Below are 13,537 nucleotides of genomic sequence, written 5' to 3' on the forward strand. Positions count from 1 at the left end.
ATGAACAAGCTTCTGGCCGCAGCCCTGACCGGCGCGCTGCTCCTGCTGACCGGGTGTGCGGGGAGCGCGGGATCCGATCGTCCGCTCGTCGTCGTGACGACGAACATCCTCGGCGACGTCGTCTCGCATCTCGTCGGCGACGATGTCGACGTCATGACGCTCATGCGTCCCGGCGCCGATCCGCACTCGTTCGAGATCTCGGCGGCGGAGGCCGCGCGCATGCGCTCGGCCGACCTCCTCGTGGCCAACGGCCTGGGGCTCGAGGAGGGGCTCCAGCAGCACCTCGACGCCGCGGCGTCCGAGGGGGTGCGCACTTTCGTCGCGGGCGACGCCGTGCCGGTGTTGCCGTACACCTCGACCGACGCCGGCGGTGCCGACGATCCTCACTTCTGGACCGACCCGGCGCGCATGATTGCGGTCGTCGACGCGCTCACCCCGGTGCTCGCCGACTTCGGGGGCGCCGCCGTCGCCGACCAGGCCGCCGCGTACCGCGCCGACCTCGAGGATCTGGATGCCGAGATGACCGCCGCGTTCGCCGCGATCCCGGCCGAGCGACGCGCCCTCGTCACCAATCACCACGTGTTCGGCTATCTCGCCGACCGCTTCGGCTTCCGCGTGGTGGGGGCGGTGATCCCCGGCGGCACCACCCTGGCCGCGCCGAGCGCGAGCGACCTCGCCGACCTCGTGGCGGCGATCGACGACACCGGCGTTCCCACGATCTTCGCGGAGTCGTCATCGCCCGATCGGCTCGTCCAGGCGCTCGCCGACGAGGCCGATCGCGATGTCGAGGTGATCGAGCTCTTCACCGAGTCGCTCACCGACGTCGACGGGGGCGCCCCCGACTACCTGACCATGATGCGCGTCAACACGGAGCGCATCGCCCGCGGTCTGTCGCCCTGAGCGACGGCCCCTCCCGAAAAGAAAGAGAAATCACATGCGCAGTTCTTCCTTCCGCGCGGGTCCCCTCCGCCGCGCGGGCCTGCTCGCGCTCGCGGTCGGTGCGGCCGTCGGACTCACGGCGTGCGCCGGGGGTGCCGGCTCCGCCGCGCCCGCGTCGAGTGCCCCGGCCGACACCGGTACTCGCGTCGCCCTGTCGTACCCCGGTGGCATCGTCGTGCTCGACGGCGAGAGCCTCGAGACCCTCGCCGACGTCGCCTCCGAGGAGTTCACGCGCCTGAACCCCGCGGGCGACGGCCGCCACGTCATGGTCACCACGAGTGAGGGCTTCCAGGTACTGGATGCCGGGACCTCGGCCACCGAGCCCGAGCTCACCGACCTCGTGTTCCCGGCATCCAAGCCCGGCCACGTCGTGACGCACGGCGGCACGACGGTGCTCTACGCCGACGGCACGAGCGACTCCACGATCTTCGACACCGATGCCCTTCTGGCATCCACGGACGCGCTCCCCGAGGTCGAGACCATCGCGGGTGTCGAGGCGCACCACGGTGTGTCGATCGTGCTCGAGGACGGCTCGTTCGTCACGACCGTCGGCAACGCCAACGGTCGCACGGGCATCGTCGTGAAGGACCCGTCGGGTGCCACCGTCGCCGAGAACGCCACCTGCCCGGGCGTCCACGGCGAGGGGACCGCGAAGGGCGAGGTCGTCGTCTTCGGCTGCGAGAACGGCGCCCTGATCTACGCCGACGGCGAGATCACCAAGGTCGACGCTCCCGACCAGCCCTACGGTCGCATGGGCAACATCTTCGTCACCGACACCAGCTCCCTCGTGCTCGGCGACTACAAGGACGACCGGGATGCCGAGGGCTACCTGCTGCACCGCGTCGCGGTGATCGACACCGACGCCAAGACGCAGAAGGTCGTCGACATGCCGGAGGGTGCCGAGTACACGTTCCGCGACCTGGCGCGGGGTCCGGGAGACCTCGGCTACGTCCTCGCCTCGGACGGTGCGATCCACGTGTTCGATCTCGAGAAGGGCGTCTTCACCGATTCGTTCCCCGTCATCGGCGCGTGGGAGGGTCCCGTCGAGTGGCAGGACGCCCACCCCGCCATCAAGGTCTCGGGCGACATCGCCTACGTGACCGAGCCGGCGAAGAACGCCGTGCACGCGGTCGATCTCACCTCGGGCGAGGTCGTGAAGAGTGCGACGCTCGACGTCACCCCGAATGAGATCGCGCTGACCCGCTGATCCTCACCGACCGCCCCGGTCGTACGCCACCTGCAGTGCCGCGCGCACGGCGCGTACGCCGGGGCGGTCGGCCGTTCCGCGCCGGACGGCCGTGAACACCTCGCGGCGCGGCTCGCCCGGCAGGTCGACCAGCCGCACCGCCGGAGCGTCGCCGGCGAAGACGAGGTCGGGGATCATGCCGACGGCGTGACCGGATGCCACGAGCCGCACGTGCGCGGTCAGGTCGGCCATCTCGAACCGCACGTCGGGCTCGAACCCGGCGGCTCGGCACTGCTGGGTCGCCCACTGCCGGGCGGCGGTGCCCACCGGCTCCATCACCCAGGAGCGGTCGCGCAGGTCGTCGAGCCGCCGCGCGGGATCGTCGCGAGAGACGGCCAGGCGGATGGCATCCCGCCCCAGCAGGCTCCGCTCGATGCCGTCGCGGTGCTCGCGCGTGTGGCCGGGGTACTGCTCGGCGACGGCGAGGTCGAAGCCGCGCGCGGCCACCTCGAACAGGCCCTCCTCGGGAGCCAGCTCGGCGACCTCGATGCGCATCCCCGGCTCGCTCTCGGCGAGGGCGTCGAGGGTGCGGGGGAGCAGACCGTGGGCGGCGGACTGCATGACGGCGACGCGCACGGGCGCGAGGGACGGGCGGAGGCGTTCGAGCTCCGCGCGGGCGGCTTCGTCGGCCGCAAGCATGCGCGCGGCATGGGCGGCGAGGGCCGCGCCCTGCGCGGTGAGGCGGAGGCGGCGGCCGTCGGGCTCGAGCAGCGGGACACCGGCCTCCTTCTCGAGGAGCGAGAGCTGCTGCGAGATCGTCGAGGGGCTGTAGGAGAGGGCCTCGGCGACGGCGGCGAGGGTTCCGCGGATCGACAGTTCGTGCAGCAGGCGGAGACGGCGCAGATCGAACATGGCATCCCTTCGCTTTCATCGAAGATAACCCATCGCTATTGATCGCTTTTCCCGATGAGATGCGGGCTGCACACTGAGGGCATCCGAGGAAGGATCGCCATGTCGCTCACCGACCAGCACGCCCCCGCCACTCCCGCCGCCCTCGTGTCTCCGCACGAGCTCGCCGACGAGGCGATCGCCCTCGTGCGCCGCTGGCTCGCCGAGAGTCGTGAAGAGCCCATCGACGTCTCGGCCGAGCGTCTCGCCGGCGTGCTGCGCGATCCGCACGGCCTCGACTTCACGGTCGGTTTCGTCGACGGTGTCGTGCGCCCCGAGGACGTGCGGGTCGCCGCGCGCAACCTCGCCGCGCTGACGCCGCTCATCCCGGGGTTCCTCCCGCTGCACCTGAAGGCCGCGATCCGTCTCGGTGCTCTCGCTGCGCCGATCCTGCCGCAGGTCGTGGTTCCCGCCGCCCGCCTCGCGCTGCGGTCGATGGTGCGTCACCTGATCGTCGACGCGAGCGATCGCAAGCTCGGCGCGGCCATCACCGCGATCCGCGGCCGGGGCGACGGCATCCGTCTCAATGTGAACCTGCTCGGCGAGGCGATCCTCGGCAAGAAGGAGGCCGCGCGCCGGCTCGCGGGTACCCGCAAGCTCCTCGCTCGCGACGACGTCGACTACGTCTCGATCAAGGTCTCGTCGACCGTCGCCCCGCACACGCCGTGGGCGTTCGACGCCGCCGTCGCCGATGCCGTGTCGGCCCTGCGCCCGCTGTACCGCGTGGCGAAGCAGACCGGCACCTTCCTCAACCTCGACATGGAGGAGTTCAAAGACCTCGACCTCACCCTCGCGGTGTTCGAGACCCTGCTCGGCGAGCCGGAGTTCCACGGTGTCGAGGCCGGCATCGTGCTGCAGGCCTACCTGCCCGATGCCTTCGCCGCGATGATCCGCCTGCAGGAGTGGACCGCCGCGCGGGTGGCATCCGGGGGCGCGCCCATCAAGGTGCGCGTCGTCAAGGGTGCGAACCTGCCCATGGAGCGGGTCGATGCCGACGTGCACGACTGGCCGCTCGCGACCTGGCCGTCGAAGCAGGCGACCGACGCCTCTTACAAGGCGGTGCTCGACTACGCGCTCCGGCCGGAGCACACGAAGAACGTGCGGATCGGCGTCGCGGGACACAACCTGTTCGACGTCGCGCTGGCCTGGCTGCTGGCGGAGCGGCGGGGCGTCGCGGAGGGCATCGAGATCGAGATGCTCCTCGGCATGGCGAGCGCCCAACAGGCGGTGGTTCGTCGGACGGTGGGCTCGATCCTGCTGTACACGCCCGTCGTCCACCCGCAGGAGTTCGACGTCGCGATCGCGTACCTCATCCGACGGCTCGAGGAAGGTGCGTCGAGCGAGAACTTCATGTCGGCGGTGTTCGACCTCGACACGCACGAGGCGCTGTTCGCGCGTGAGCGTGATCGCTTCCTGGCATCCCTCGCCGAGATGCACTCCGGCGTTCCCGCCTCGAACCGCGTGCAGGACCGAACTGCGCCTGCGGTTCCCGCGTCGTCGCACGGGTTCCGCAACACCCCGGACTCCGATGCGGCGATCGCGGCGAACCGGCGGTGGGCCGCGGGAATCGTGGCGCGCATGCGGGACTCCGACCTCGGCCGCGCGACCATCGCCGCCCACACCGTGACCGACGAAGACGCCCTGAACACCCTGATCCAGGATGCCGTGGACGCCGCCGCCGCGTGGCGCGCGCTCGGTCCCGCGGGTCGCGCGGAGATCCTGCACCGCGCCGGCGATGCCCTCGAGGCGCGTCGCGCCGACCTCATCGAGGTCATGGGCGCCGAGTGCGGCAAGGTCATCGAGCAGAGCGACCCCGAGGTGTCGGAGGCGATCGACTTCGCGCACTACTACGCCGAGCAGGCGCGGGCGCTCGGGGCGGTCGACGGAGCACGGTTCACCCCCGTCGGTGTCACCGTCGTGACCCCGCCGTGGAACTTCCCCGTCGCGATCCCCGCAGGCTCCACTCTCGCGGCGCTCGCCGCGGGCTCCGCCGTCGTCATCAAGCCCGCGGCACTCGCCGAGCGCTCCGGTGCCGTCATGGTCGAGGCGCTGTGGGAGGCGGGCGTTCCGCGCGAGGTGCTGAAGCTCGTGCAGGTGTCCGAGAACGATCTGGGCCGGCAACTGCTGACCCACCCCGCCGTGGAGCGCGTCGTGCTGACGGGCGCCTACGAGACGGCCGAGCTGTTCCGCTCCTTCCGCCCCGACCTGCCGCTGCTCGCCGAGACGAGCGGCAAGAACGCCGTGATCGTCACCCCGAGCGCCGACCTCGACCTCGCGGCGAAGGACATCGCGATGTCGGCGTTCGGGCATGCCGGACAGAAGTGCTCCGCGGCATCCCTCGTCGTCCTCGTCGGCTCCGTCGCCCGCTCGCGCCGCTTCCGCGACCAACTCGTCGACGCGGTGACCTCGCTCGAGGTCGGGATGCCGTGGGACGAGGCTTCGCGCGTCGGCCCCCTCATCGAGCCCGCACAGGGCAAGCTGCTCACCGCACTGACGACGCTCGAGCCCGGCCAGCGCTGGGTCGTCGAGCCGCGCCGCCTGGACGACGAGGGTCGGCTGTGGCGTCCCGGCATCCGCGAGGGCGTTCAGCCCGGCAGCGCCTTCCATCGGACGGAGTACTTCGGTCCCGTGCTCGGCATCATGACCGCCGAGACGCTCGACGAGGCGATCGAGATCGTCAACGCGATCGAGTACGGCCTCACCTCCGGTCTGCACGCGCTCGACGCCGCCGAGATCGACACGTGGCTCGCGCGCATCGAGGCGGGCAACGTCTACGTCAACCGCGGCACCACGGGAGCGATCGTGCAGCGCCAGCCCTTCGGCGGCTGGAAGAAGTCGGCGGTGGGTGCGGGAACCAAGGCCGGCGGACCGCACTACCTGTTCGGGTTCGGGTCGTGGGCGGATGCCGAGGGCGGGGCCGCCGCGGGTCCGGACGCACTCGCCGCCCCGGCGCTCGCCGCCGTGCCCGCCGCGGACCGCGCGTGGCTGGCATCCGCTCTCGCGAACGACGCCTCCGCGTGGGCGTCGGAGTTCTCGCTCGCCCGCGATGTGACGGGGCTCGAGTCGGAGCAGAACGTGCTGCGGTACGCGGCGGTGCCGGTGACCGTGCGGGTGGAGGAGGCGTCGGAGACGGCGCTGGTGCGGGTCGTCGCCGCGGGGATTCGCGCCGGTTCCCCCGTCGTCGTGAGCTCCGCGCGAGAGCTGTCGCCCGCGGTGCGCGCGTGGCTCGAGGGAGCGAGCGTCCGCTTCGCCGTCGAGGACGCCGCGGAGTGGGGACGTCGCGCCGCGCGTCTCGCGCGTTCGGGTGGCCGCGTGCGTCTGCTGGGCGGGTCGATCGCCGCGGTCGCGGAAGCCACCGGGGGCTCGCCCTCCGTGGCCGTGTACGCGGGCGAGGTCACCCGCGCCGGGCAGGTCGAGCTGCTGCCGTTCCTGCGGGAGCAGGCCGTGTCGATCACGGCGCACCGCTTCGGAACGCCGCGGCGGTACGCGGTGCCGTCGCTGGTGTCTGCTGGCTGACTTCTCGCGCGCCGTCGGGCATTGCCGCGGGGCCGGAACCCGCCGCGGCTCAGGCCGTGCCCGAGGCCGTCACCCGCGCGGCTGCCCGTTGAACCGAGGGCGGAACCGGCGTCCCTCCCCGCGTCTGAGGGGACGTGACCGGTTCGCCCACGCTCATCCGTAGCGGCAGGGTTCCGGCCCAGACCGCGCGGTCCTCGCCGTCGTCGTCCTCCTCGACCATCGATCCGGCGTTGTCCTTCACGCTGGCCGTGGCGAGCGGAATACGCAGCACCATCGTCGCGGCCAGCTCCCGCGTCGTCATCGGCCGCACCTCGAGGCCGCGCCCCGGCATGAGGTGCTCAGACAGCGTCAGGAGCGCCGCCTCCTTCTCGTCGGCGGGGACCACGGATGCCACCCCGTGCACGACCGCGCACCGGTATCGCATCGAGCTGTCGAAGAGGGAGCGCGCGTACTTCAGACCCAGGAGGTGCGTCACCGTCACGCACACCGGCGCGCCCGCGGCGATCCGGCGGAAGAAGTCGCTCCCGGTCGATCCGTGGATGAGGAGGTCGTCTCCGTCGCGGCCGATGCCTATGGGGAGCGCCACGGGGCGATCGTCGCGCACGATCGCGATGGTGCCGGAGAGGGCACCGTCGATCACGTCGTACAGGGCCGCGCGGTCGGTGACCTGGTGGTGGGCTTCGCGGCGGATGCGGGTCTGAGCGGTGAGAGGGAGGTCGATCATCCTCCGATTCCACCGGGTCGACTGGTCTAGGACATAGGCCAGTTCACACCGTTTCTGATGGACCAGTGACACACTGTCCCGGTGATCTCCCTCGGCATCCTGGATCGACGCTCCATCGTGCCCCTGCACGAGCAAATCGCGCACGGCGTGCGAGCCGCCGTTCTCGAGGGGCGCGTGAGAGGGGGAGAGCCCGTGCCCTCGACGCGTGCCCTCGCCGCCGATCTAGGGGTCGCACGGGGAACCGTCGTGGCGGCGTACGAGATCCTCGCGGGCGAGGGCTACCTCCTCGCTATTCCGGGAGGAGGGACGGTCGTCGCCGATGTCGTCCCCCGTTCCGCCGAGCGACCCGCGTCGACGGTGGCCCCCGCGGCCGCGTCGCATGACGACGTCGTTCTCAGTCCCGGTCGTCCCCGCACCGAGGGGCTCTCCGACGCAGCCTGGCGTTCGGCCTGGCGGCGGGCCGCAGCCCTCGATCCGGCGTCGGATGTCGACGACGTTCAGGGCCTTCGCGCGCTGAGGACCGAGATCGCGCGACACCTCGGGCGCACCCGCGGTCTCGGGGTCGCGGTGGACGACGTCATCGTCACCGCCGGCACGAGCGATGCGATGCTGCTGACCCTGCTCGCGCTCGGATCCGAGCGCGGTCGGGGGCGACTCCGCGTGGGCATCGAGGACCCGGGCTACCCTCGCGTGCGCATGGTCCTTCGGCGTCTCGGTATCGACTCTGTGCCGATCCCCGTGCGCGTGGGATCGGGGCTGGCTCTCGACGCCCTCGCTCAGCACCGCGATCTCGATGCGCTGATCGTGACGCCGAATCACCACTACCCGCTGGGCAGCCGACTGGATGCCGAACAGCGGGCGGTCCTTCTGGCCTGGGCCGCAGAGGAGAACGTGATCGTCGTCGAGGACGACTACGACAGTGAGTTCCCGCACGGGCGGGCACCCCTGCCGCCCTTGGCGCTCCTGGATCCGTCGCGCGTGGTGCTGATCGGCAGCATGTCGAAGGTCCTGGCGCCGGCGCTGCGGTGCGGGTGGGTCGTTGCCTCCGGGGCGGTGGGTGAGCGCATCCGCGCGACACGGGAGGACCTCGATCTCCCGGTCTCTCTCGTGCAGCAGCATGCGCTCGCGCTGTACCTCGCTGAGGGTGCGCTCGCCCGCCATACGGCCCGACGGCGGCGCGACTACCGGCATCGCCGACGGCTGCTGCTCGAGGCGTTCGCGAGCGTGCCGGGGGTCGAACTCGTGGCGACGGACGGTGGACTGCACGCCGTGGTCCTGCTCCCCGGACAGGGACTCGACACGGAGCGCGCGATCGTGGCCGGCATGGCTGAGAGCGGTGTGCGGGTCGAACCGCTGTCACGGTATGCGGCTGGCGTTGCGTCTGCGCCGCTTCCCGCGGGTTTCGTGTTCGGGTACGCCGAGCCGTCGACCGTCGTGTTGATGCAGGCGGTCGGCGCCATGATCGACGTCCTCCGGGCACATGTCGCGGGCGACGAAGGGGAAGAGGAAGGGATAGAGGCGCGCTGACGGCCTGGCAAGACTTCTCGCCTCGCTTCCGGATACGTCTGTTCGAGGTTGTCGCTTCCGGTCAGAACGGCGCGGCGTCCGGCGGGGTCGAGGTCCCTGTCGTGTGGCCCTCGCCCGCTCCGTCGGAATCCGGAAGGAACATGATCCGCGGCGGCGGAGTCTCGGTCACGCGCTGCCCGAGGGGACTGCGGAAGTGGAGCGTGCCGTCAGACTCCTGAGTCACGCTCCACGCCGTCTCGGTCTTGAGGGTGTGGTGCCGCACGCACAGGTGGCACAGGTTCGTGAGCGTGGTCGCGCCGCCGTGCTGTGCTTCGTGATTGTGATCGAGCTGGCACCGGGTCAGCGGTGCACGGCACCCCGGAGCGCGACAGTGCTGGTCGCGCGCAGCGAGGTAGCGGCGCTGGGCGGCGGACGGGCTGTAACGGTCGACCTCGAGCACCGTGCCCGTGACGGGGTCGCACAGGACGCGATCCCACCCCGGAGCGTGGGCAGCGAGGTGCCGTGCCGACTCCGGGTCGATGGGACTTCGCCCGGCGACGGCCGCACCCGCGTCGGTGTGCCCGAGGAGCGTCAGCACGGGCACGGTGATCTGGATCTGAGCGCGAATCGCGCCGAGCCCGCCGGGACACGTCGCCTCGGTCGTCGGGTCGATCGTCGGAGCGGCCGTCAGGAGAAGGTCGGCGCAGAGATCGGCCCCGATCTGCGCGAGCGTCCGCTCGTCAGGGGAAGCGCGAGGGGTGTCCGCCCGTGAAGCGGTCGCGCGATCGGCCGCTGTCGCGGTGTCACCGGGGAGCCTGCCCGTCGCCGAATCAGGGTCGCCATCAGAGCTCGCGTGAGACGGTCCGCCCGTCGCGAGCTCGTCGGTTCCGCCATCTCCAGCCACCGCTCTGCTCGACGCCCGGATCACCGCGGCCTGTCGGCGCAGACGGTCCCGGATGCCATAGGCCACGGTCGCGGGCAGGATGACGCTCAGCTCGGCCATGCCGTCCGCGAGGTCGCGAACGCTCACTCCCCGCGCTCGTGCTGCGCGGGCATGCCGAGTTGTCATCCCCTCCGGCTGAACACTCTCCGCGAGTTCGCGCGCGAAGGCCCGCACGCGCGCCGGGGAGTCTCGTTCCGCGCGGGAGAGAACGACCTCCTCCCACCCTCTTCGCGTCTCGTCGTCGTCGATGACGACCCCTGTCTCGAGCACCGCCTGAACATGCCGGAGCGTGATGCGACCCGATTCGAGCGCATCGACCGTTGAGCTGAATTTCTCGGTCAGCGTGTACGCGTCGTCGAGCTCTCGCTGGACGGTCAGGTCGTGCGACTTCGTCGCCACCGCGATCTCGAGAGCCGCCGAACGGATCGGCATCTCGCGTTCTCGTGACGCGCGGGAGCCTGCCCGTGCGACCTCTGCGAGCGCGATCTGCATGACCTCTGCTCGCCGCCTGATCAGCGTGGCCTGCAGGCGCGCGACATCGGCGGTGACCGCGCGGATCTCGGCGACCAGCGCGCGGAGGCGGTCGCCGTCGTCGGGACTCGGCCCCATGGGAGAGGGGGGAGCGAGGAGATCGGCCATGTCTCCACGATAGAAATTATGTTCGAATGTCTGTGGCGAACTCACCCCGCTGTCGCGGAATCTCACCCGCGTAGGCGTGGGCCGTGGGCATCGCAGTCGAGCCCCGGCCACGCCCCCGTTGCCCACGCCCCACGGACCCGGCCCCGCCTCCTCACCCCGCGAGAATCTCCAACGCCGCCATCGCCGCGTTCTGCCCGCCGATCCCGCTGACCGCGCCGCCGCGCTGCGCGCTCGACCCGCACAGCAGGACGCGCGAGTGAGCGGTCGCGACGCCCCAGCGCGCGGCCGGCGTCGCGGCGGGGGCAGGCAGCCAGGGCCACGACAGTCCGCCGTGGAAGATGTTCCCGCCGACCATGTTGAGCGATTCCTCGAGATCCGCCGTGGTGCGCGCCTCGATGCACAGACGGCCGTCCGGTGCCCGCAGGATGCAGTCCCGCAGCGGTTCGTCGAGCACCGCGTCGAGGGACTGCTGCGCCGCCGCCAACAGGCGCGCGCCGGCAGCCACGGGGTCGTCGCCGTCGATGAGGCGATGCGGCACGTGGAGGCCGAACAGCGTCAGGGTCTGCGCCCCGCTCGCGCGCAGCTCCTCGCCGAGGATCGACGGATCGGTGAGCGAGTGGCAGTAGATCTCGAGCGGCAGCGGGTCGGGCAGCATCCCTCCCGTCGCCGCGACGAAGGCCGAGTCGAGCTGCGTCATGGTCTCGTTGACGTGGAAGGTGCCCGCGAACGCCGCCTCGGGCGAGACGGAGCGATCGCGGAGACGCGGAAGCCGCGACAGCAGCATGTTGACCTTCACCTGTGCCCCCTCCGGCTCGTCGACCGAGGTGGGCGTCCCGCCGGCGGTCAGGAGCCGCGCGAGCACTGCTTCTCCGACACCGCTGAGCACCAGTGAGCCGTAGAACACCTCGGGCCGGTCGGTCACGCCGTGCACTTCGCCGTCGGGCGAGACCGACACGACGTCGATCCCCGTGACGATGTCGGCTCCCGCCTCGCGCGCGACCCGCTCGAGCTCGGCCGTGACGGCGCCCATCCCGCCCACGGGGACGTCCCAGTCGCCGGTCTCGCCGCCGATGACGTGGTAGAGGAAGCAACGGTTCTGATCGAGCGACGAATCGTCCGACGACGCGAAGGTCCCGATGAGCCCGTCGGTCAGCGCGATCCCGCGGACGAGGTCGCTCTCGAACGACGATCGCAGCAGGTCGCCGAGTGGTCGCGAGGTCAGGGCGGACCACAGCTCGTCGTCCCCCAGCCGTTCCCGGACCTCGTCCTCGGTCGGCAGCGGCTCCGTCATGGTCGGGAAGACCGCGCGCGCCAGCGGCGCCAGTCGCTCTCCGAACGCTGCGTACCGCTCGGCCTCGCGGGCGTCGCCGAACGTCCGGGTGAACGAGGCGGCGGTCGCCTCGGCATCCTGTGTGTCGATCAGGATGCCGCGCGACGGATCCGCCGGATCAGGCGTGTACGACGAGTATCGGCGGCGCCGCAGGTCGATCCGCAGGCCGAGGTCGTCGATGATCCTCTGCGGGAGCAGGCTCACCAGGTACGAATACCGCGACAGGCGTGCATCGACCCCCGCCCACGGTCGTTCCGATACGGCGGCGCCGCCCACGGCATCCGCTCGCTCGAGAACCACCACCGATCGCCCTGCCCGGGCGAGGTAGGCCGCGGCCACGAGGGCGTTGTGCCCTCCTCCCACGATGACGACGTCGTACCGGCGAGTTTCCGAAGCGGTCATGCCCCCACGCTAACGACGACGACGGATTCGACCGAGGGGGTGGCGCAGTAGCGTGGATGCCATGACCCTCGCCGCGGAACTGCTCGACATCGCCACCCGCATCGCCCGAGAGGCCGGTGACCTCGCACGTCGCCGCCGAGAAGAAGGAGTGACGGTCGCCGCGACCAAATCGGCCGCTGCCGACATCGTCACCGCCGCCGACCGCGAGGTCGAGGCGTTCGTGCGCGCCGAGCTGGAGCGCGTGCGTCCGGGGGACGGGTTCTTCGGCGAGGAGTCCGCGGCCACGGAGAGCGCCACCGGGGTCACGTGGGTCGTCGACCCGATCGACGGCACCGTCAACTACGCCTATGGCATCCCGGCGTGGGCGGTCAGCATCGCCGCCGTCGAGGGTCCCGCCGATCCGGCCGAGTGGGTCGCGCTCGCCGGGGCGGTCTACAACCCCCTGACCGGCGAGATGTTCCGCGCCTCACGCGGCGGGGGCGCCTGGCTCGGTGACACGCGTCTCGCGGTGACGAACGATGTGGGGGAGGCGGGAGGTCTCGTCGCCACCGGTTTCGGATACGACCCCGCCACGCACGCGCCCACCCTCGCGCAACTCGGCCGCGTCATGCCCATCGCGCGCGACGTGCGACGCATCGGGGCCGCCTCGCTCGACCTCGCCTCGGTCGCCGCCGGACGAATGGATGCCTATTACGAGAAGGGCACCAATCCCTGGGATCACGCGGCGGGGGCGCTCCTCGTCGAGGAGGCGGGCGGGGTGCTCGGCGGTGCTCCCGGAGGCCGTCCGGGCAAGGGAATGGTCATCGCCGCGGGCCCCGCGTTCTTCCCGCGCCTCGAGGAGCTGCTCGACTACGACAGGTGAGATCGGGGCCGTACTCATGGCATTCACAGTCCCGTCGGGTTAGTCTGTTTACCCGATCGTTATTTTCGCGACCCGAACAAGCGGAAATGGCAGAAGCCCCGAAAGCCCGAAGCCGTCGCGCCTGCGACACGACACGAGAGCCATCGCGCGTTGCCGTCAGAAGCCCCAGAGACTGAGCCCGCCCGCACCCGGCGATCCAGTCGACCCACCGCCGTGCCCGCCTCGACCCCGCAGCTCACGCGGGCCGAGATGCGCCGCCGCACAGCTCCCGCCGTCCTGGATGAGTCGACTCCGGATGCCGCCACCCCCAGCGAACCCGCCCCGGTCGATGCCGAGGTGGCCGGCCAGTCGGCCATGGTCGAGCAGGTCGCCGCGGCCGTCGTCGAGACGGTCATCGCGGCGACGATCGAGCCCACGCTCCCTCCCCGCCGCCGGTCGACCCGTGCGGCCGAGGTGACCCCGGTTTCCGAGCAGCGCCCCGCCGAGGCCGGCGTCGAGGTCCTGGCATCCGAGTCCTCCTCCGCCGACGCCGACGCCGATGC

The 13,537-nt window shown here is 71.5% G+C and carries 9 protein-coding genes and 1 pseudogene; 6 read left to right on the forward strand and 4 right to left on the reverse strand.

What is annotated here, in order from left to right; genetic code table 11:
- A complete protein-coding gene (gene aztC / locus NS283_RS10890; RefSeq protein WP_058596888.1) occupies nucleotides 1–900 on the forward strand; it encodes a zinc ABC transporter substrate-binding protein AztC in 900 nt (299 codons plus the stop codon).
- A gap of 34 nt (nucleotides 901–934) precedes the next feature.
- Nucleotides 935–2,146, forward strand: a complete 1,212-nt coding sequence (gene aztD / locus NS283_RS10895) for a zinc metallochaperone AztD (RefSeq protein WP_058596889.1) — start codon at nucleotides 935–937, stop codon at nucleotides 2,144–2,146.
- A gap of 3 nt (nucleotides 2,147–2,149) precedes the next feature.
- Here the strand turns inward: aztD and NS283_RS10900 are convergent, their stop codons facing one another.
- Nucleotides 2,150–3,037 carry a LysR family transcriptional regulator gene (locus NS283_RS10900; protein ID WP_058596890.1) on the reverse strand — a complete coding sequence of 296 codons (888 nt, stop codon included), beginning with the start codon at nucleotides 3,035–3,037 and terminating at the stop codon, nucleotides 2,150–2,152.
- A 99-nt stretch (nucleotides 3,038–3,136) separates the two neighbouring features.
- Between NS283_RS10900 and NS283_RS10905 the strand changes: the two genes are divergently transcribed.
- Nucleotides 3,137–6,589, forward strand: coding sequence for a bifunctional proline dehydrogenase/L-glutamate gamma-semialdehyde dehydrogenase (locus NS283_RS10905; protein WP_058596891.1), 3,453 nt, complete (start codon nucleotides 3,137–3,139; stop codon nucleotides 6,587–6,589).
- 49 nt (nucleotides 6,590–6,638) lie between these two features.
- On the opposite strand, the gene NS283_RS10910 is transcribed toward NS283_RS10905, so the two are convergent.
- Complete coding sequence (locus tag NS283_RS10910) at nucleotides 6,639–7,313, reverse strand: pyridoxamine 5'-phosphate oxidase family protein (protein WP_081317383.1); 675 nt, start codon at nucleotides 7,311–7,313, stop codon at nucleotides 6,639–6,641.
- 81 nt (nucleotides 7,314–7,394) lie between these two features.
- Here NS283_RS10910 and pdxR point away from each other — a divergent pair, with 81 nt between their 5' ends.
- Nucleotides 7,395–8,840: a MocR-like pyridoxine biosynthesis transcription factor PdxR gene (gene pdxR, locus NS283_RS10915; RefSeq protein WP_058596892.1), complete on the forward strand. Its 1,446-nt coding sequence runs from the start codon at nucleotides 7,395–7,397 to the stop codon at nucleotides 8,838–8,840.
- Between the two features lie 61 nt (nucleotides 8,841–8,901).
- On the opposite strand, the gene NS283_RS10920 is transcribed toward pdxR, so the two are convergent.
- Both NS283_RS10920 and NS283_RS10925 read right to left on the reverse strand, forming a co-directional pair.
- Entirely contained in the window at nucleotides 8,902–10,401 is a 1,500-nt protein-coding gene (locus tag NS283_RS10920; protein ID WP_058596893.1) for an HNH endonuclease, read from the reverse strand.
- Between the two features lie 151 nt (nucleotides 10,402–10,552).
- Nucleotides 10,553–12,133, reverse strand: a complete 1,581-nt coding sequence (locus NS283_RS10925; protein ID WP_058596894.1) for a phytoene desaturase family protein — start codon at nucleotides 12,131–12,133, stop codon at nucleotides 10,553–10,555.
- Between the two features lie 61 nt (nucleotides 12,134–12,194).
- Between NS283_RS10925 and NS283_RS10930 the strand changes: the two genes are divergently transcribed.
- Together NS283_RS10930 and NS283_RS10935 are read left to right on the forward strand one after the other, a co-directional pair.
- Complete coding sequence (locus NS283_RS10930) at nucleotides 12,195–12,995, forward strand: inositol monophosphatase family protein (RefSeq protein WP_058596895.1); 801 nt, start codon at nucleotides 12,195–12,197, stop codon at nucleotides 12,993–12,995.
- 213 nt (nucleotides 12,996–13,208) lie between these two features.
- Nucleotides 13,209–13,537: pseudogene (locus NS283_RS10935) on the forward strand (hypothetical protein); the annotation flags it as partial.

The organism is Microbacterium testaceum (genome assembly GCF_001476285.1).
In the GTDB taxonomy this organism is placed as follows: Bacteria; Actinomycetota; Actinomycetes; order Actinomycetales; family Microbacteriaceae; genus Microbacterium; species Microbacterium testaceum_B.